The 17,556-nt window shown below is 63.3% G+C and carries 18 protein-coding genes and 1 pseudogene; 7 read left to right on the top strand and 12 right to left on the bottom strand.

The annotated features are described in order from the left end of the window. Positions 1-18: 18 nt before the first annotated feature. From HWV67_RS23830 to coaBC, 5 genes and pseudogenes are all read right to left on the bottom strand, one after another. On the bottom strand, positions 19-699 hold the full coding sequence (locus HWV67_RS23830; RefSeq protein WP_095158963.1) for a CsgG/HfaB family protein: 681 nt from the start codon (positions 697-699) through the stop codon (positions 19-21). 85 nt (positions 700-784) lie between these two features. After that, positions 785-1,693: an acetylglutamate kinase gene (gene argB, locus HWV67_RS23825; protein ID WP_095158964.1), complete on the bottom strand. Its 909-nt coding sequence runs from the start codon at positions 1,691-1,693 to the stop codon at positions 785-787. A 30-nt stretch (positions 1,694-1,723) separates the two neighbouring features. Further along, a pseudogene (locus HWV67_RS23820) lies at positions 1,724-3,091 on the bottom strand (phosphomannomutase/phosphoglucomutase); the annotation flags it as partial. A gap of 133 nt (positions 3,092-3,224) precedes the next feature. After that, positions 3,225-3,680 carry a dUTP diphosphatase gene (dut, locus tag HWV67_RS23815; protein WP_095158966.1) on the bottom strand — a complete coding sequence of 152 codons (456 nt, stop codon included), beginning with the start codon at positions 3,678-3,680 and terminating at the stop codon, positions 3,225-3,227. Positions 3,681-3,684: 4 nt separating this feature from the next. Next, a complete protein-coding gene (gene coaBC / locus HWV67_RS23810; protein WP_175653036.1) occupies positions 3,685-4,893 on the bottom strand; it encodes a bifunctional phosphopantothenoylcysteine decarboxylase/phosphopantothenate--cysteine ligase CoaBC in 1,209 nt (402 codons plus the stop codon). A gap of 149 nt (positions 4,894-5,042) precedes the next feature. Between coaBC and radC the strand changes: the two genes are divergently transcribed. Next, entirely contained in the window at positions 5,043-5,732 is a 690-nt protein-coding gene (radC, locus tag HWV67_RS23805; RefSeq protein WP_175653035.1) for a RadC family protein, read from the top strand. Here the strand turns inward: radC and HWV67_RS23800 are convergent. After that, positions 5,716-7,305, bottom strand: a complete 1,590-nt coding sequence (locus tag HWV67_RS23800) for an ABC transporter substrate-binding protein (protein ID WP_175653034.1) — start codon at positions 7,303-7,305, stop codon at positions 5,716-5,718. The two genes, radC and HWV67_RS23800, sit on opposite strands and share 17 nt — an antisense overlap. A 362-nt stretch (positions 7,306-7,667) precedes the next feature. Here HWV67_RS23800 and rpmB point away from each other — a divergent pair, with 362 nt between their 5' ends. Then, positions 7,668-7,904, top strand: coding sequence for a 50S ribosomal protein L28 (gene rpmB, locus HWV67_RS23795; protein ID WP_095158970.1), 237 nt, complete (start codon positions 7,668-7,670; stop codon positions 7,902-7,904). Between the two features lie 11 nt (positions 7,905-7,915). Beyond that, on the top strand, positions 7,916-8,071 hold the full coding sequence (rpmG, locus tag HWV67_RS23790) for a 50S ribosomal protein L33 (RefSeq protein ID WP_021702025.1): 156 nt from the start codon (positions 7,916-7,918) through the stop codon (positions 8,069-8,071). A 103-nt stretch (positions 8,072-8,174) separates the two neighbouring features. On the opposite strand, the gene HWV67_RS23785 is transcribed toward rpmG, so the two are convergent. Together HWV67_RS23785 and HWV67_RS23780 are read right to left on the bottom strand one after the other, a co-directional pair. Next, positions 8,175-8,378, bottom strand: coding sequence for a hypothetical protein (locus HWV67_RS23785; protein ID WP_175653033.1), 204 nt, complete (start codon positions 8,376-8,378; stop codon positions 8,175-8,177). Between the two features lie 82 nt (positions 8,379-8,460). Continuing rightward, positions 8,461-8,820 (bottom strand): cupin domain-containing protein, encoded by a 360-nt coding sequence (locus HWV67_RS23780; RefSeq protein ID WP_095158972.1) that lies wholly within the window; start codon positions 8,818-8,820, stop codon positions 8,461-8,463. A gap of 198 nt (positions 8,821-9,018) precedes the next feature. Here HWV67_RS23780 and HWV67_RS23775 point away from each other — a divergent pair, with 198 nt between their 5' ends. Continuing rightward, positions 9,019-10,512 carry an aldehyde dehydrogenase gene (locus HWV67_RS23775; RefSeq protein WP_175653032.1) on the top strand — a complete coding sequence of 498 codons (1,494 nt, stop codon included), beginning with the start codon at positions 9,019-9,021 and terminating at the stop codon, positions 10,510-10,512. Between the two features lie 116 nt (positions 10,513-10,628). Then, positions 10,629-11,768, top strand: a complete 1,140-nt coding sequence (locus tag HWV67_RS23770; RefSeq protein WP_175653031.1) for an MFS transporter — start codon at positions 10,629-10,631, stop codon at positions 11,766-11,768. Here the strand turns inward: HWV67_RS23770 and HWV67_RS23765 are convergent. Together HWV67_RS23765 and HWV67_RS23760 are read right to left on the bottom strand one after the other, a co-directional pair. After that, positions 11,765-13,318: a phospholipase D family protein gene (locus HWV67_RS23765; RefSeq protein ID WP_175653030.1), complete on the bottom strand. Its 1,554-nt coding sequence runs from the start codon at positions 13,316-13,318 to the stop codon at positions 11,765-11,767. The genes HWV67_RS23770 and HWV67_RS23765 overlap by 4 nt on opposite strands. A gap of 58 nt (positions 13,319-13,376) precedes the next feature. After that, positions 13,377-14,807 carry an aminotransferase-like domain-containing protein gene (locus HWV67_RS23760; protein WP_175653029.1) on the bottom strand — a complete coding sequence of 477 codons (1,431 nt, stop codon included), beginning with the start codon at positions 14,805-14,807 and terminating at the stop codon, positions 13,377-13,379. A 178-nt stretch (positions 14,808-14,985) separates the two neighbouring features. On the opposite strand from HWV67_RS23760, the gene HWV67_RS23755 reads away from it, so the two are divergent. After that, entirely contained in the window at positions 14,986-15,216 is a 231-nt protein-coding gene (locus HWV67_RS23755) for a DUF1127 domain-containing protein (protein WP_110971719.1), read from the top strand. A gap of 6 nt (positions 15,217-15,222) precedes the next feature. Here the strand turns inward: HWV67_RS23755 and HWV67_RS23750 are convergent, their stop codons facing one another. Beyond that, positions 15,223-16,527: an NAD(P)/FAD-dependent oxidoreductase gene (locus tag HWV67_RS23750; protein ID WP_175653028.1), complete on the bottom strand. Its 1,305-nt coding sequence runs from the start codon at positions 16,525-16,527 to the stop codon at positions 15,223-15,225. Between the two features lie 124 nt (positions 16,528-16,651). Here HWV67_RS23750 and HWV67_RS23745 point away from each other — a divergent pair, with 124 nt between their 5' ends. Beyond that, complete coding sequence (locus HWV67_RS23745; protein ID WP_110971717.1) at positions 16,652-17,005, top strand: YkgJ family cysteine cluster protein; 354 nt, start codon at positions 16,652-16,654, stop codon at positions 17,003-17,005. Positions 17,006-17,008: 3 nt separating this feature from the next. On the opposite strand, the gene dadR is transcribed toward HWV67_RS23745, so the two are convergent. After that, on the bottom strand, positions 17,009-17,497 hold the full coding sequence (gene dadR / locus HWV67_RS23740) for a transcriptional regulator DadR (protein ID WP_042121505.1): 489 nt from the start codon (positions 17,495-17,497) through the stop codon (positions 17,009-17,011). Positions 17,498-17,556 lie beyond the last annotated feature (59 nt).

Here is a 17,556-nt window from a genome sequence, read left to right as displayed (position 1 = left end):
TCCTTGTGCGTAGAGTCTTTAAGGGGTGACAGGCTTCCAGGCGCCGCTTTCCACGGCATCGACCAGCTTGTTCACGGCTTCGCGCATGGCCAGGTCGAGCACCTTGCCATTAAGCGTCGAGTCGTAGCTGGCAGTACCGCCGAAACCGATGATTTCGCGGTTGGACAGGGCGTACTCGCCCGCGCCCTGGCTGGAATAGACCACTTCGGAGGTGCTGATGTTGACGATGTTCAGCGCAACCTTGGCGTAAGCGATCTGGGTCTTGCCGCGGCCGAGGATGCCGAAGAGCTGATGGTCGCCGACTTCCTTGCGACCGAACTCGGTCACATCACCGGTCACCACGTAGTCCGCGCCTTTCAGGCGCTGGGCCTGGCCTTTGATGGCGGCTTCCTGCTGGATCTCGCTCATGTTGTCGCGGTCCAGCACGTTGAAGCGATTGGTCTGCTGCAGGTGGGTGATCAGGATGGTTTTCGCCTGACCGCCGAGACGGTCGATGCCGTCGGAGAAGATGCCGCGCATGTAGCTGGAGCGGTTATCGAACTTGCCGACCGCGATAGGCGCACGCACACCGCTGTAGGGGCGGCTGACGCTCTCGACCTGCTGTACGGCGACGGCTCGGGACGTTTCTGTTGCACAACCTGCCAGCGACCCGAAAGCGATGGCGGCTGCCAGCACGAGTCCATGTGAAGCATATTTCACGCTGTTTCTCCCAAATAAACACAGAAAGTCGGTTCAAGCGATCATGAAAAAGCCCGCCTGGAAGCGGGCTTTTCAGTGAAAGGTATTACTGACGTGGCTTGCGGTTGGTGATCAGGGTGCCCACGCCGCTGTCGGTGAAGATTTCCAGCAGGACCGCGTTCGGTACGCGACCGTCGATGATGTGCGAGCTGTGCACGCCGCCCTGGACCGCTTCCAGTGCGCAACGGATCTTCGGCAGCATGCCGCCGTAGATGGTGCCGTCGGCGATCAGGCTATCGACCTGTTCGGTGCTCAGGCCGGTCAGTACGGTGCCTTGCTTGTCCATCAGGCCGGCGATGTTGGTCAGCAGCATCAGTTTCTCGGCTTTCAGGGCCTCGGCGACTTTGCCCGCGACCAGGTCGGCGTTGATGTTGTAGGACTCGCCGTTCGGGCCTACGCCGATAGGCGCGATGACCGGAATGAAATCACCCTTGACCAGCATGTTCAGCAGGTCGGTGTTGACGCCAACGACTTCGCCGACGTGGCCGATGTCGATGATTTCCGGCGTGGTCATTTCCGGGGTCTGACGGGTGACGGTGAGCTTTTTCGCACGGATCAGCTCAGCGTCCTTGCCGGTCAGGCCGATGGCGCTGCCGCCATGACGGTTGATCAGGTTGACGATGTCCTTGTTCACCTGGCCGCCGAGGACCATCTCCACCACGTCCATGGTCTGGGCGTCGGTGACGCGCATGCCATCGACGAAACGGCTTTCGATCGACAGGCGCTTGAGCAGGTCACCGATCTGCGGGCCACCACCGTGGACGACCACCGGGTTGATGCCGACGGCCTTCATCAGGACCACGTCGCGCGCGAAGCCGGTTTTCAGCTCCTCGCTTTCCATCGCGTTGCCGCCGTACTTGATCACCAGGGTCTTGCCGACAAAGCGTCGGATGTAAGGCAGCGCTTCGGACAGTACCTGGGCGACATGGGTAGCGGCATCGCGATCGAGGGTCATGCAGGGCTCCAGTTGGAACAAGTGGTTCGGTCAGAACGGTAGTTGCAGGTCAGGGGCCACGCGCTTGAGTTGCGCGTGGAAAACAGCCTTGATTCGCTGCAGTTCGGCTTCGTTGTCGGCCTCGAAACGCAGCACCAGTACCGGTGTGGTATTGGACGCGCGGACCAGGCCCCAGCCGTGGGGATAATCGACCCGGACACCGTCAATGGTGGTCAGGTCGGCTTTGCCCCAGTCGGCGTCGCGTTGCAGTGCATCAATGATGGCGAATTTACTCTCGTCGGTCACATCAATGTTGATTTCCGGTGTGGAAATATCATTCGGGAAGCCGGCGAACAGGGTTTCGGCGTCCAGCGCGGTCTTGCTGAGGATCTCCAGCAAACGCGCAGCGCTGTAGATGCCGTCGTCGAAGCCGAACCAGCGTTCCTTGATGAAGATGTGCCCGCTCATCTCACCGGCCAGCAGCGCGCCGGTTTCCTTCATTTTCTTCTTGATCAGCGAGTGGCCGGTCTTCCACATCCGCGAACGGCCGCCGTATTCGGCGATCAGCGGGGTCAGGCGGCGGGTGCATTTGACGTCGAAGATGATCTCGGCGCCGGGGTTGCGGGCCAGCACGTCCTGGGCGAAGAGCATCAGCAGGCGGTCCGGGTAGACGATGCTGCCGGCGTTGGTCACCACGCCGACGCGGTCGCCGTCACCATCGAAGGCCAGGCCGAGGTCGGCGCCGGTTTCCTTGACCTTGGCGATCAGGTCCACCAGGTTTTCCGGCTTGCCCGGGTCCGGGTGATGGTTGGGGAAGTTGCCGTCGACCTCGCAGAACAGCGGAATGACCTCGCAGTTCAGCGCTTCGATCAGTTGCGGGGCGTTGACGCCAGCGGCGCCGTTACCGCAGTCCACCACCACTTTCAGGCGCTTGGCGAGCGTGATGTCGCCGACGATCTGCTGGTGATAGCGCGGGAGGATGTCGACTTTCTCGACCTTGCCTTCGCCGCGGCTCAGGTCGTTGGTTTTCAGCCGGGTCAGCAGCGCCTGGATCTGTTCGTTGGCCAGGGTGTCGCCGGCGATGACGATCTTGAAACCGTTGTAGTTCGGCGGGTTGTGGCTGCCGGTGAGCATCACCCCGGATTTTCCGGCGAGCACGTTGGCGGCGTAGTACAGCGCGGGGGTCGGCACCAGGCCGACGTCGCTGACTTGGCAACCGGCATCGACCAGGCCCTGGATCAGCCGTTCCACCAGCATCGGTCCGGACAGGCGACCGTCGCGGCCAACCGACACGTTCGGTTCGCCCTGGGCCAGGCTCTGTGCACCGATGGCGCGTCCAATCCAATAAGCCGTTTCGGCGTGCAGGGTATCGCCCACGACACCACGGATATCGTAGGCGCGGAAGATGCTGTCAGGCAGTGCGGAGATCAGTTGGGCCATATCGTTCATCACGGAACTCCAGTCTCGATGGCTTTCGGGCGTGTGGAACGCTTGGACGGCCATTTTGCCGGAGAGTTCGCCCCCGGCATGGATCCGGGGGCGATCACGAGGATTATTGGCTACCGGAGTGACCGAAGCCGCCAGCACCGCGTTGGCTCTCGTCGAAGGCCTCGACGATGTCGAAATGAGCTTGTACCACCGGCACCAGAACCAGTTGCGCGATGCGCTCGCCGACGGTGATGGTGAAGGCGTTCTGGCCACGGTTCCAGCAGGAAACCATCAGCTCGCCCTGGTAGTCGGAGTCGATCAGGCCGACCAGGTTGCCCAGCACGATGCCGTGTTTGTGACCGAGGCCCGAGCGCGGCAGGATCAGCGCCGCCAGGCCCGGGTCGCCGATGTAGATCGACAGGCCGGTGGGGATCAGCAGGGTCTGGCCCGGCTCCAGGACTGTGTCTTCCTTGAGCATGGCGCGCAGGTCGAGACCGGCCGAGCCTGGGGTGGCGTACTGCGGCAGCGGGAATTCGCCGCCGATGCGTGGATCGAGAATCTTGGCTTGCAAAGCGTGCATGGGGTCAAACCTGGTTGAGGCGTTCGGCGATGAAGGCGACCAGTTGGCGGGCGATCTTGCCCTTGCTGGTCTGCGCGAACAGGGTTTCATGGAGCTGACGGTCGATCACGCTGCAGGCGTTTTCCTCGCTGTTGAAGCCAATGCTGGGGTTGGCCACGTCATTGGCGACGATCAGGTCGAGGTTCTTGTCCTTGAGCTTGCGTGCGGCGTAATCGAGCAGGTGTTCGGTCTCGGCGGCGAAGCCAACGCTGAACGGACGGTCCGGACGGGTGGCGATAGTGGCCAGGATGTCCGGGTTGCGCACCATCTGCAGCAGCAGGCCGTCACCGGTCGTAGGGTCTTTCTTGAGTTTTTGCGGGGCGACGACTTCCGGACGGTAGTCGGCGACCGCAGCCGAAGCGATGAACAGGTCGCAGGGAATCGCCGCTTCACAGGCCGCGAGCATGTCGCGGGCGCTGACCACGTCGATCCGGGTGACCCGATCAGGCGTCGGCAGGTGCACCGGGCCGGTGACCAGGGTCACCCGCGCGCCGGCTTCGGCCGCGGCTTCGGCGAGGGCGAAGCCCATCTTTCCGGAGCTGTGGTTGGTGATGTAGCGCACCGGGTCGATGTTTTCCTGGGTCGGACCGGCGGTGATCAGCACGTGCTTGCCGGTCAGCGACTGGCGCTGGAAGCACTCGGCGGCGGACCAAGCCAGGTCGCTGGCCTCGAGCATGCGGCCCAGGCCGACGTCGCCGCAGGCCTGGCTGCCCGAGGCCGGGCCGAAGACCTGGATCGAGCGGCTTTGCAGGGTTTCGAGGTTGGCCTGGGTGGCCGGATCGCGCCACATGGCCTGGTTCATGGCCGGGGCCACGGCAACGGTGGCGTCGGTGGCCAGCACCAGGGTGGTCAGCAGATCGTCGGCCACGCCTTGGGCCAGGCGAGCGATGAGATCGGCGGTGGCTGGCGCCAACAGCACCAGAACGGCCCACTTGGCCAGTTCGATGTGGCCCATCGCCGCTTCGGCAGCGGGATCCAATAGGTCCATGTGCACGGGGTGCCCAGAGAGGGCTTGCATGGTCAGGGGGGTGATGAATTCAGCACCGCCACGGGTCATGACCACGCGCACCTGGGCGCCGTGTTCCAGAAGTCGGCGAACCAGCTCGGCGCTCTTGTAGGCGGCGATGCCGCCGCCGACGCCGAGAACGATGCGTTTCCGATACAGCCGCTGCATAGGCCTGCCTTTTTCTGATGAGGGTTTGCGCGCAACGCCAACGCCTCCCCAGGCCGGATCGCTGCGCAAAAAGTGGCCGCTAAGATATCACAGGGCTGCTCCCTGCAAGAGCGCCGGGAGCAGTAACGGACAGACAGAGGGAAATTGTCATGAGTATCAGGGACTGGCCCGTGGCAGAACGGCCACGGGAAAGACTGTTGGGGCAAGGAGCCGCGAGTCTCTCGGATGGGGAGTTGTTGGCTATTTTCCTGCGGACGGGGGTGCGAGGGCGCAGTGCGGTGGATTTGGCCCGGCACCTGTTGAGCCGCTTTGGCGGGCTGCGGGGGTTGCTGGAAGCGGATCAGCCGTGCTTCAACAAGGAGCTGGGGCTGGGGCCGGCCAAGTACGCCCAGCTACAGGCGGTGATGGAAATGGCGAGGCGTCATCTGGGCGAGCACCTCAACCACAGCGCGGCGCTGGAAAACCCGTCGGGGGTCAGGGCCTATCTGAAGGCGCAATTGAGGCACGAGAAACATGAAGTGTTCGGCTGCCTTTTCCTCGACACCAAGCACCGCCCGCTGGCCTTCGAAGCACTCTTCCATGGCTCGATCGACAGCGCCAACGTTTATCCACGGCAGGTGCTCAAGCGGGCCTTGGCACGCAACGCGGCGGCGTTGATTCTGTGCCACAACCATCCCTCCGGTAATCCCGAGCCGAGTCAGGCGGATATTCGCCTGACCTTGCGGCTGCGGGACGCGCTCGAAATGATCGATGTGCGCGTGCTCGACCACTTCATCATCGGCGACGGCGAGCCGCTGTCGATGCGCGAGCACGGCTGTTTCTTCAGCGATCCACTTTGACCCCGGAGAAGTCCTGGCGACCGAACGGGCTGACCTGATAGCCCTCAACGCCGCTGCGCATCAGCACGGCGGCGGTGGGGTGCGCCAGCGGCAGCCACAGCGCCTGTTGCTGGATCTGCGCCTGGGCCTGCTGGTAAAGCCGGCTGCGCACGCTCTGGTCGCTGGTGGTCTTGCCGGCGCTGATCAACTGGTCCAGGCGCGGGTCGCAATAGCGGGCGAAGTTGGTCCCGGAGGTGACCGCGGCGCAGGAGAATTGCGGGCTGAGGAAGTTGTCCGGGTCGCCGTTGTCGCCGGCCCAGCCCATGAACAGCAAATCATGCTCGCCGGCCTTGGCCCGACGAATCAGCTCGCCCCACTCGATCACGCGGATCTCGGCCTTGATGCCGATCTTCGCCAGGTCCGCCTGCAGCAATTGCGCGCCCAGGCTCGGGTTGGGGTTGAGCAGGCTGCCGGACGGGCGGGTCCAGAGGGTGGTGCTGAAACCGTCGGGCAGGCCGGCTTTTTTCAACAGTTCCTGAGCTTTGGCCAGGTCTGTGGGGTAGCCGGGCAACGTTTTGTCGTAGCTCCAGGTGTTCGGCGGGAAAGGCCCGTTGGCGGCCACGGCGGTGCCTTCGAACACGGCCTTGAGGTAGCTGTCCTTGTCGAAGGCGAGGTTGATCGCCTGGCGCACTTCGGGTTTGTCCAGCGGCGGGTGCTGGCTATTGATGGCGACGAAGGCGGTCATGAAGGCTTCGGTTTTTTCGACCTTCAGGCTCGCATCGCCAGCCGCCGCAGCGATGTCCAGCGGCTTGGGCGAGAGGGCGATCTGGCATTCGTTGCGCCGCAGTTTCTGCAGGCGCACGTTGGCGTCCGGGGTGATGGCGAAGATCAGCGGGTCGACGGCGGGTTTGCCGGCGAAATAGTCCGGGTTGGCCTTGTAGCGAATGCTGGCGTCTTTCTGGAAACGGGTGAAGACGAAAGGTCCGGTGCCGATTGGCTGGCTGTTGAGCTTCTCCGGAGTACCGGCCTTGAGCAGTTGATCGGCGTATTCGGCCGGGTAGATCGAGGCGAAGCCCATGCTCAGGGTGGCGAGGAAGGTCGCGTCCGGGTGGCTCAGGGTGAAACGCACGCTCAGCGGGTCTGGCGCCTCGACCTGCTTGATCAGATCAGGCAGTTGCAGGGACTGGGCGTGAGGAAAACCGCTCTGGGCGATCTTGTGCCACGAGTGCGCGGGGTAGAGCATGCGCTGGAAGCTGAACAGCACGTCGTCGGCGTTCAGGTTGCGGCTGGGCTTGAAGTACGCGGTGGTGTGGAATTTCACTTCCGGGCGCAGCTTGAACTCGTAGACCAGGCCATCGGGGGAGACGGTCCAGCTTTCGGCCAGGCTCGGCACGACCTTGCCGGTGGCCGCATCGAACTCCACCAGGCGGTTCATCAGCACGTCGGCGGAGGCGTTGGTGGTGGTCAGCGCGTTGTACTGGACCACATCGAATCCTTCCGGACTGGCCTCGGTGCACACGCTGAGGGCGGCGGCCTGTGCCGCGGCGGGACCGAGCAGGGCGGCGAACAACAGGGGTAGAACGGCGGGACGCATAGGAATTCCTCAGGCTGAACGATGGCCCATCTGCCTGTGCAGTTTGGAAAAGTCCTACCCTAGTGCGCTGGATTACAAACGCCAACTGATTTTTCAGCAGTTTCGCGACGAGCGGTTGTCTGCCCCGCAGGCCCTGTAGCTTGCAGGACGGGCCCGGGAGCGGGGAGGGCAATTCACATCTTGTGTTGTTGTGCTCTGGTGTTTCTGGTATAAAGCAGCGCTCTTTTCTAGGGGCCCGGTGTGTAGCATCCTCGGGTGTAGCCGGTAAGACCCCGAAGAATCACGGCGCCTGGCGCCAAAGACTGAGAGATTAAGCGGCCAACCCATGCCGGGTTGGGCATGTGGTTTTAGAGGGCTGAGGCATGTCGAGAGTCTGTCAAGTTACTGGTAAGGGTCCAGTAACCGGGAACAATATTTCCCACGCAAACAACAAAACCCGTCGTCGTTTCCTGCCGAACCTGCAGCATCATCGCTTCTGGGTCGAGTCCGAGAAGCGTTTCGTGCGTCTGCGCGTTTCCGCCAAAGGCATGCGTATCATCGACAAGCGCGGCATTGACGTCGTTCTGGTCGAAATTCGCCGTAACGGCATCAAGGTTTAAGGGAGAAAGTCATGCGTGAATTGATCCGTTTGGTGTCGAGCGCTGGTACTGGCCACTTCTACACCACCGACAAGAACAAACGCACTACTCCGGACAAGATCGAGATCAAGAAATACGATCCGGTCGTCCGTAAGCACGTGACGTACAAGGAAGCCAAGATCAAGTAATTGGTCTGGTTTTCAGAAAAAGCCCGTATCTCCGGATACGGGCTTTTTTTATGCGCAAAAAAACGCCCGGCGCAGTGCCGGGCGTTTTTCCATTTCAGGGCGTTCAACCGAAATTGAAGCCTTCGACCACACCGCTGTCGCTGGTGAAGACATGGATACGGTCGAGGTCGTAGTCCAGGGTGGTGGCTTCTCCAGAGGCGACAATGCGAGTGCGGCCGGTCAGTTCGCCGATCTGCGCCTTGGTGCACGTGAGGTAGGGGGTGCCGATCAGGTGCTGGAGTACTACCAGCACTTCTTCATTGGTCATGGCGCGTCTTCCTTGTAGGGTCGATGTCCGAAATGGACCGCGCCATGCTCCTCCCGCCCCGGTTGCGCCCGGCGGTAGTTATCTATTTCTGCTCGAACATCACGTAGATCTTGCGGCATGGCTCGAGCACTTCCCAGGTGCCTTTGAAACCGGCGGGAATCACGAAGCGATCACCGGCCCGCAGCGTCTTGGCCTGGCCCTGTTCGTCGCGCAGGACCGAGACGCCATAAACGATTTCGCAGTATTCGTGTTCGGTGTAGTTGACGGTCCATTGCCCCTCCGCACCTTCCCACACGCCAGCAGCAAATTGGCCACACGGGCTGGCGTAGTGGTTGTAGACCGCCTGCTCAGGGTCGCCCTTAAGCACCTTTTCGGCGGCGGGGCGGTAGCGTTCGACTTCGGTCAGGGCGTGGGAAAAATCGACAATCTGCTGGATATTCATGAAGCGGCTCGCCTTATTGTTAAATAAATTGAACATCACTAAGCATTTATCGGCAAAGTGTCAAATATATTGATAATGCGTGTGTCAGTAGTTTAGGGTGTCGAATGCTGTAGAGCGATGACCGCTCCAGCAGAATTTTCCGACAGCGTCGCCGACCTCACGTGCAGCGCTGCATCTCTACAACAGGAGGAGTTTGGTATGACCACCCTGACGCGTGCGGACTGGGAACAGCGTGCCCAGCAACTGAAGATCGAAGGCCGTGCTTTCATCAATGGTGAATACACCGCTGCTGTCTCGAACGCGACGTTCGAGTGCTCCAGCCCGGTCGACGGACGCCTCCTGGCGCACATCGCCAGTTGCGATGAAGCTGATGCCCAGCGCGCCGTGGAAAACGCCCGCGCCACCTTCAACTCCGGTGTCTGGTCGCGCATGGCGCCGGCCAAGCGCAAGGCCACCCTGATCCGCTTCGCCAACCTGCTCAAGCAGAACGTAGAAGAGCTGGCGCTGCTGGAAACCCTGGACATGGGCAAGCCGATCGGCGATTCGTCGACCATCGACATCCCGGCCGCCGCCAACGCGCTGGCCTGGAACGGCGAAGCCATCGACAAGGTGTACGACGAAGTCGCGCCGACCGCGCATGACCAGCTTGGTCTGGTGACCCGCGAGCCGGTGGGCGTTGTCGCCGCCATCGTGCCGTGGAACTTCCCGCTGCTGATGGCCTGCTGGAAACTCGGCCCGGCGCTGGCCACCGGTAACTCGGTGATCCTCAAGCCGTCCGAAAAATCCCCACTGACCGCCATCCGCATCGCCCAACTGGCGGTAGATGCCGGTATCCCGGCTGGCGTGCTGAACGTGCTGCCAGGTTTCGGTCACACCGTCGGCAAGGCCCTGGCCCTGCACATGGACGTCGATACCCTGGTGTTCACCGGTTCGACCAAGATCGCCAAGCAACTGATGATTTACGCTGGCGAATCGAACATGAAGCGCGTCTGGATGGAAGCCGGCGGCAAGAGCCCGAACATCGTCTTCGCTGACGCCCCGGACCTGAAAGCCGCTGCTGAAGCTGCTGCCAGCGCCATCGCGTTCAACCAGGGCGAAGTCTGCACCGCCGGCTCGCGCCTGCTGGTGGAGCGTTCGATCAAGGACCAGTTCCTGCCGATGGTGCTGGAAGCACTGAAGGCCTGGAAACCGGGCAACCCGCTGGACCCGGCGACCACCGTCGGCGCGCTGGTGGACACCCAGCAGATGAACACCGTGCTCGGCTACATCGAGTCGGCCCACGCCGACGGCGCCAAGCTGGTGGCGGGCGGCAAGCGCATCCTTGAAGAAACCGGCGGCACTTACGTCGAGCCGACCATCTTCGACGGCGTGAACAACGCCATGCGCATCGCCAAGGAAGAGATCTTCGGCCCAGTGCTGTCGGTCATCACCTTCGACACCGTCGAGGAAGCCATCGCCATCGCCAACGATACCCAGTACGGCCTGGCCGCCGGTGTATGGACCGCGAACATCACCAAGGCCCACCAGACCGCCAAGGCGCTGCGCGCCGGCAGCGTCTGGGTCAACCAGTACGACGGCGGCGACATGACCGCGCCGTTCGGTGGCTTCAAGCAGTCCGGAAACGGCCGCGACAAGTCGCTGCACGCGCTGGACAAGTACACCGAGCTGAAAGCCACCTGGATCAAGTTGTAACAGCACAGGCGCGGCCTTGAGCCGCGCCCGTCCGATCCGGTCGCACAGCCGGGCCTGCCGCAAAGCAGGCCCGGCTGTGTCGTCTGTGCCGTCTGAAAATCTACGAGGAGCGTGAAATGCGTTGGGGGACTTACTTCGCCGTGTTGGCGGCGGTGCTCAGTGTCGGCCTGGCGCTGGGCGTCAGCATGCCGCTGGTGTCCTTGCGCCTGGAAAGCTGGGGCTACGGCAGCTTCGCCATCGGTGTGATGGCGGCGATGCCGGCGATTGGCGTGTTGTTGGGCGCCAGTCTGTCCAGCCGCTTGGCGGCCTACTTCGGTACGCCGGGGCTGATGCGCTTGTGCCTGTGGGCTGGCGCGCTGTCGATCGGTGCGCTGGGGCTGTTGCCCAGCTATCCGGTGTGGCTGGTGCTGCGTTTGCTGATCGGCGTGGTCCTCACCATCGTGTTCATCCTTGGCGAAAGCTGGATCAACCAGTTGGTGGTGGAGCAATGGCGCGGGCGCCTGGTGGCGCTGTACGGCAGCAGTTATGCCTTGAGCCAGCTCGCGGGGCCGTTGCTGCTCGGCGTGGTCGGTTCGGAGAATGACCTGGGCTTCTGGATCGGCGTCGGCTTGCTGCTGGTGTCGCCGCTGTTGCTGTTCGGGCGCAGTGGCGCGCCGAGCACCGAGGCCGGTGCGGTGACGTTCCGCGACCTGTTCGGCTTCTGCCGCAACCTGCCGGTGATCGCTTGGGCCATTGCCTTGTTCGCCGCGTTCGAGGCGATGATTCTGCCCCTGTTGCCGGTGTACTGCCTGCAACAGGGTTTCACCGCCGAGGTCGCGCTGTTCATGGTCAGCACCGTGGTGGTGGGCGATGCGGTACTGCAACTGCCGATCGGCGCGCTGGCCGACCGCATCTCCCGGCGTACCTTGTTCAGTGGCTGCGCGCTGACTCTGGCGCTGTCCAGCATCGCCATTCCGCTGCTGTTGCAGACGCCGCTAATCTGGCCGATGTGGGTGTTGTTCGGCGCCAGCGCCGGCGGCTTGTTCACCTTGTCGCTGATCCTGATCGGCGAGCGCTTTCGCGACGATGCGCTGGTGCGTGCCAACGCCCATGTGGCGCAGCTCTGGGGCATCGGTTGCCTGATCGGGCCGCTGGCTGCGGGGGCGGGTAGCCAGTGGGTCAGCGGACATGCGTTGCCGTGGTTCATGGCCATTGGGGCGTTGGGCCTGGTGCTTTTGTCGCGCCGTCCCAATGCGTTCGAGCCGGCAGCGGCTTAGAGCATCTTCTCCAACCCGACAGCCTTGGTGATCCACGCATTGAATCGTCGCCACAGGCCGCCGGGTTCGGTGGTCAGCACACGTTGCTGGCCGTTGTCCTCGGTGACCCATACCAGCTTTCCGTCCTGCAATTTCACCTGATACGCCACCGCTGGCGCCGTGCCCTGGATCGCCAGGTCGCGGGTGTATTGCGCGAGTTCCGGGCTGTCCACCAGCACCCCGACTTCGGTGTTCCACAGCACCGAGCGCGGGTCGAAGTTGAACGAGCCGATGAAGGTCTTCTGGCGGTCGAAGACGATGGCCTTGCTGTGCAGGCTCGAATCCGAGCCGCCCCTGACGCTGTAGCGCGGTTGCCCAGGATCACCGGGCTGGCGCCGCAATTCGAAGAGCTTCACGCCATGTTCCAGCAACGCCTTGCGATAAGGCGCGTAGCCACCGTGCACGGCGGGTACGTCGGTGGCTTCCAGGGAGTTGGTCAGCAGGCTCACCGAGACGCCGGCGTCGGCGCGGCCGGTCAGGGACAGCAGGCCAGGCTCGCGGGGCACGAAGTACGCCGAGATCAGTATCAGTTCATGGCGCACGTTGTTGAGATCCGGCGCCAGTTGCTGGCTCATCAGCAACTGCGGGTCCGGCTCGTCGTCGGCCAGCACCTTGCTCGGCGCATCCCACAGGGCCTGGCTGTGGGCCCAGATCAGTTCGTTGCGCCAGAGGTCGAGGCGCGGCTGGGTCTGGTAGGCCATCAGCCGGTCGTAGAGTTGTTTGTGCTGCAGCCGCGCCTCGATCAGTGACTGCTCCAGGCGCTGGCGGCTGGCGCGCAGGTCGTCGGCGTCCGGCTGGCGGTAGAGGAAATCACCGATGGGCTGGCTCAGGGCACTGTTCCAGTATTGGTCGAAGCTGTGCCCCAGTTGCTCGGCGACCGGGCCGACACCCAGCAGGTCGATGTCGGTGAAGTTCAGGTTCGGCTCGGCGTCGAAATAGGCGTCGCCCAGGTTGCGTCCGCCGACGATGGCCATGCTGTTGTCCACCAGCCACAGCTTGTTGTGCATTCGCCGGTGCTGGCGCGAGAGGTTGAACAGCCGGCCCATGGCTCGGGTGACGCCGGTGGTGCGGCCCAGTTGCAGCGGGTTGAACACGCGGATCTGGATGTTCGGATGGGCGGCCAGTACGCCCATCTGGGTGTCCTGGCCATCGCTGGTGGTGTCGTCGAGCAGGATGCGCACCCGCACGCCGCGGTCGGCGGCGGCCAGCAGTTCGTGCACCAGCGCGCGGGTGCTGAGGCCGTCGTTGACGATGTAGTACTGCAGGTCGATGCTGCTTTGCGCGTTGCGGACCAGTTCGGCGCGGGCGCGGAAGGCTTCGTTACTGTTGGGCAGCAGGCGAAAGCCGGAGCGCCCGTCATACGCCGCGGCCTGGCGTTGCACCGAACGGCCGAACGCCGAGTCGCTGGCCGGCAGGGCCTGGCTGACATCGCGCGGCACGCTGACGCTGGCACAGCCACTGAGGGCGAGCAGCAGGGTGAGCAGAAAGGGCAGGAGCCGATGACTGGTCAAATGAGGATTCCGTGGTCGCGGGGCAGTTGAACTGTAGACCGCGCGAAGCGGCGCAACGTTACCCGGCGATTACCTCCTCGGCCAGTAGACGAATGGCGGTTTCGCCGACGGTGCGCACCGCGGCTTCGATCGCCGGGCTCGGCCGGGCGGCGTAGTTCATGCGCAGGCAATTGCGGTACTTGCCCGAGGCGGAAAAGATGCTGCCCATGGCGATCTGTACGCCTTGCCCGAGCAGGGCGCGATTCAGACGCAGGGTGTCGAAGTGCTCGGGCAATTCGACCCAGAGCAGGAAGCTGCCCTGCGGCCGGCTGACCCGCGTGCCTTGCGGGAAGTAGCGGGTGACCCAGTCGATCATCTGGTCGCGACCGCGCTGGTACTGGCTGCGCATGCGTCGCAGGTGGGGCTGGTAATGGCCGGCCTCGATGAAGTCGGCGATCGCCAGTTGCGGCTGCGGCGCGGTGCTGCCGGTGCTGATGTACTTCATGTGCAGCACCCGCTCGAAGTAGCGTCCCGGCGCGACCCAGCCGATGCGCAGGCCGGGGGCGAGGGTCTTGGAGAAGGAACTGCACAGCAACACGCGTCCGTCATCGTCGAAGGACTTGATCGTCCGCGGTCGTGGGTAGGTGTAGGCCAGGTCGCCATACACATCGTCTTCGAGGATCGCCACGTCGAAGCGCTGGGCCAGGCTCAACAGGGCGCGCTTGCGAGCCTCGGGCATGATGTAGCCGAGCGGGTTGTTGCAGCTTGGCGTTACCTGGATCAGCTTGATCGGCCATTGTTCCAGCGCCAGTTCGAGGGCTTCGAGGCTGATGCCGGTGAGCGGGTCGGTGGGGATTTCCATGGCCTTCATGCCCAGGCCCTTGAGGGTCTGCATGGCGCCGTGGAAGCTCGGCGAATCCACCGCGACGATGTCGCCCGGTTCGCACACGGCGCGGATGCTCGCCGACAACGCTTCGTGGCAGCCGGTGGTGATCACCAGATCAGCGGCGTCCACCGTGCAGCCGGAGTCGAGCATCAGCCGCGCCACTTGCTCGCGCAGGGCCAGGTTGCCGCTGATGGTGTCGTAGTAGAGGCCCGGCATGTCCTGGCGGCGGCTGAGCTGGGCCAGGCTGCGCAGCAGCGGTTTCAGGGTCGGGCTGTCGACATCCGGCATGCCGCGCCCCAGTTGCACCACATCCTTGCGCGGCACGCTGCGCACCAGCTCCACCACGTGCTCCCACTGGGAGATATCCACAGGCCGCTGCGCCGGGCGACCGATCGCCGGCAGTGCCGGTAGGTTGCGGTGCTGCGGCACGAAGTAGCCGGACTTGGGCCGCGGTGCTACCAGGCCGTTGTCTTCCAGCATTCGATAGGCCTGCTGCACCGTGCTCAGGCTGACCCCGTGTTCAAGGCTCAGGGCGCGTATCGACGGCAGGCGATCACCCGGGCGATATAGGCCCTGTTCGATGCGGGCGCCCAGCAGTTCGGCGAGGTTGAGGTAGAGGGTCATGAGCGTACTCCAGACAGACCTGTAGGACATAACCAGTACAGATGTCGGAAAAATACAGCATTCAGAGCGAATTTTGCGAAATCTGTATGGAAATAATAGTCGCTGGTTGGATCTGTAATGCTTTTTCCCCGACGCGCATCCTTTCTCTACGGTTTCCCACCCTGAAAGGAGTGACGCGATGAACGGCCTGAGTGATGTGCGATTGAAGTTGTATGGCTGCGAACTGGAGCAAGGCCAGCGCAAATCACTGATCAAGACGCCGACCGGCATGGGTCGCCTGGGTCTGATGCTGCACCGCTGGCGCACCCGCCGGGCGCTGCTCGACCTGACGCCCGATCAGTTGAAAGACATCGGCCTGAGCCGCGAGGCCGCACAGGAAGAAGGGCTCAAGCCGTTCTGGCGCTCGTGATACAGATCAGGCCAGTGCCTTGAGCCGGTGCCAGAGCATGCCCAGTGCCAGTAGTGGTGAGCGCAGGTGTTTGCCGCCAGGGAAGGTGATGTGCGGCACACGGTCGAACAGATCGAAACGCCCGCTCTGCTGGCCGCTGATTGCTTCACCCAGTATCCGCCCGGCCAGGTGCGTGGCATTCAGTCCATGCCCGGCATACGCCTGGGCGTAATACACATTGGGTTGCTCACGCAGTCGCCCGATCTGCGGCAGGCGGTTGGCGCCGATGCCTATCATCCCGCCCCACTGGAAGTCGATGCGCACATCTGCCAACTGCGGGAACACCTTGAGCATCTTCGGCCGCATGTAGGCGCCGATGTCCTTCGGGTCTCGGCCGGAATAGTGGCAGGCACCGCCGAACAGCAGCCGGTGGTCGGCGGACAGGCGGAAGTAATCCACCGTTACCCGTTGGTCGCACACGGCCATGTTCTGCGGCAGCAGTTGCCGCGCCCGTTCTTCGCCCAGCGGCTCGGTGGCGATGATGTAGCTACCGGCGGGAAGAACCTTGCCGCCCAGTTCGCGGTTGAGGTCGTTGAGGTAGGCGTTGCAGCACAGCACCAGGGTGCTGGCGCGGACGCTGCCTTGCTCGGTGTGCACCGTTACCTGCGGGCCGTAGTCGATGCGGGTGACTGCGGACTCTTCGAAAATCTGCACGCCCAGTTGCGTCGCCGCCGCCGCCTCGCCGAGGGCGAGGTTCAGCGGGTGCAGATGGCCGGAGCCCATGTCGATCAGGCCGCCGGCGTAACGGTCCGAGCCGATCACGCTGTGCATCTGCTCGGGCTGGACCAGGCGCAGTTCGTGGCGATAGCCAAGGTCACGCAGGGCCTGGGCTTCTTCGGCGAAATCGTCGAATTCGCCGGGTTTGTTCGCGAGGTCACAGTAGCCCCAGGTCAGGTCGCAGGGGATGGCGTGGCGCTCGACGCGCTGTCGGACGATTTCCACCGCTTCCAGGCCCATCAGCTTCATCTGGCGCACGCCATCTTCGCCGATCACCGAGTGAAACTGCTCAAGACCGTGGCCGACGCCGCGGATCAGTTGCCCGCCATTGCGTCCGCTGGCACCCCAACCGACCTTGCGGGCTTCCAGCAGGATCACGCTGAAACCGCGGTCGGCCAGTTCGATGGCAGTGTTCAGCCCCGAGTAACCGCCGCCGACCACACAGACGTCGCAGCGCAGTTCGCCGGTCAGACGCGGATAGTCCGGCTGTGGGACGCTGCTGGCGGTGTAATAGGAAGCGGTGTGTGAGGTTGGCTGCTGAACGCGGGCGTTCATGGGGGGTATCCTGAGTCTGGATTCATAAAAGTCGACGCAGCATATGCCGCGCTTTCGTGGCCGGGCAACCGTCAGGCAAAATGGCCGGGTTTTTCCTTGCCCGTCCTTTCCGGTGCCCCTTTCGATGTCCTGTAATAGCCACAAGATTCGCTTCCTGCGCGACCAGATTCCTTCCTTCGACTGCGTCCCGGGTTGTCACGATTGCTGTGGGCCGGTGACCACCTCCAGCGAGGAGATGGCGCGCCTGCCGCGCAAGAGCGCCGAGGAGCAGGAAGCCGCGCTGGCCGAACTCAACTGCGTGCACCTCGGGCCCCAGGGCTGCACGGTGTACGAGGAACGGCCGCTGATCTGCCGGCTGTTTGGCACCACCCCGCGCTTGCCGTGCCCACGCGGGCGCGGCCCGCAAGAGATGATCGATGCGGGAGCCGAGCACTTGGTTCATCAGTTCATCGCCAGCACCCGTCAGGTGCTGGTGTAGGAATCAGTCGGGAATCGGCAGGTTCAGGCTTTCCTTCACTTCTTCCATGACGATGTAGCTCTTCGATTCGCGCACGTGCGGCAGCTTCAGCAGGATGTCGCCGAGCAGCTTGCGGTACGAAGCCATTTCGGAAATCCGCGCCTTCACCAGATAGTCGAAATCCCCCGAGACCAGATGGCATTCCAGCACGTGCGGCAGCTTGAGCACGGCGCGGCGGAATTCCTCGAAGGTGTCGCCGGACTTGTAGTCCAGGCTGATCTCCACGAACACCAGCAGGCTGCCCTTGAGGTGCTGCGGATTGAGGCGGGCGTTGTAGCCCATGATGATGCCTTCGCGCTCCAGGCGGCGGACCCGCTCGGTGCACGGTGTGGTCGAAAGCCCGACCTTTTCGCCCAGCTCGGTGAAGGAAATACGCCCGTCGGTCTGCAGGATGCGCAGGATATTCCGGTCGATCTTGTCCAGTTCACGCTTGCTTTGGTGCTGGGTTCTCATAGTGGATGCCCCTTTGTAAAAGCCGACTTTGCCGAGAATTCTCGCCAAATATAGGTTTT

Origin of the sequence: Pseudomonas sp. Marseille-P9899, from assembly GCF_903166565.1 — a bacterium.
Lineage (GTDB): Bacteria > Pseudomonadota > Gammaproteobacteria > Pseudomonadales > Pseudomonadaceae > Aquipseudomonas > Aquipseudomonas huaxiensis.
Note: the sequence above shows the minus strand (reverse complement) of the source record. Positions and strands in the feature narration are given on the sequence as shown.

Coding starts and splice junctions, on each gene's coding strand:
- argB (WP_095158964.1), bottom strand. CDS start 1,693: ATGACCCTCGATCGCGATGCCGCTACCCATGTCGCCCAGGTACTGTCC.
- dut (WP_095158966.1), bottom strand. CDS start 3,680: ATGCACGCTTTGCAAGCCAAGATTCTCGATCCACGCATCGGCGGCGAA.
- coaBC (WP_175653036.1), bottom strand. CDS start 4,893: ATGCAGCGGCTGTATCGGAAACGCATCGTTCTCGGCGTCGGCGGCGGC.
- radC (WP_175653035.1), top strand. CDS start 5,043: ATGAGTATCAGGGACTGGCCCGTGGCAGAACGGCCACGGGAAAGACTG.
- HWV67_RS23800 (WP_175653034.1), bottom strand. CDS start 7,305: ATGCGTCCCGCCGTTCTACCCCTGTTGTTCGCCGCCCTGCTCGGTCCC.
- rpmB (WP_095158970.1), top strand. CDS start 7,668: ATGTCGAGAGTCTGTCAAGTTACTGGTAAGGGTCCAGTAACCGGGAAC.
- rpmG (WP_021702025.1), top strand. CDS start 7,916: ATGCGTGAATTGATCCGTTTGGTGTCGAGCGCTGGTACTGGCCACTTC.
- HWV67_RS23785 (WP_175653033.1), bottom strand. CDS start 8,378: ATGACCAATGAAGAAGTGCTGGTAGTACTCCAGCACCTGATCGGCACC.
- HWV67_RS23780 (WP_095158972.1), bottom strand. CDS start 8,820: ATGAATATCCAGCAGATTGTCGATTTTTCCCACGCCCTGACCGAAGTC.
- HWV67_RS23775 (WP_175653032.1), top strand. CDS start 9,019: ATGACCACCCTGACGCGTGCGGACTGGGAACAGCGTGCCCAGCAACTG.
- HWV67_RS23770 (WP_175653031.1), top strand. CDS start 10,629: ATGCGTTGGGGGACTTACTTCGCCGTGTTGGCGGCGGTGCTCAGTGTC.
- HWV67_RS23760 (WP_175653029.1), bottom strand. CDS start 14,807: ATGACCCTCTACCTCAACCTCGCCGAACTGCTGGGCGCCCGCATCGAA.
- HWV67_RS23755 (WP_110971719.1), top strand. CDS start 14,986: ATGAACGGCCTGAGTGATGTGCGATTGAAGTTGTATGGCTGCGAACTG.
- HWV67_RS23750 (WP_175653028.1), bottom strand. CDS start 16,527: ATGAACGCCCGCGTTCAGCAGCCAACCTCACACACCGCTTCCTATTAC.
- HWV67_RS23745 (WP_110971717.1), top strand. CDS start 16,652: ATGTCCTGTAATAGCCACAAGATTCGCTTCCTGCGCGACCAGATTCCT.
- dadR (WP_042121505.1), bottom strand. CDS start 17,497: ATGAGAACCCAGCACCAAAGCAAGCGTGAACTGGACAAGATCGACCGG.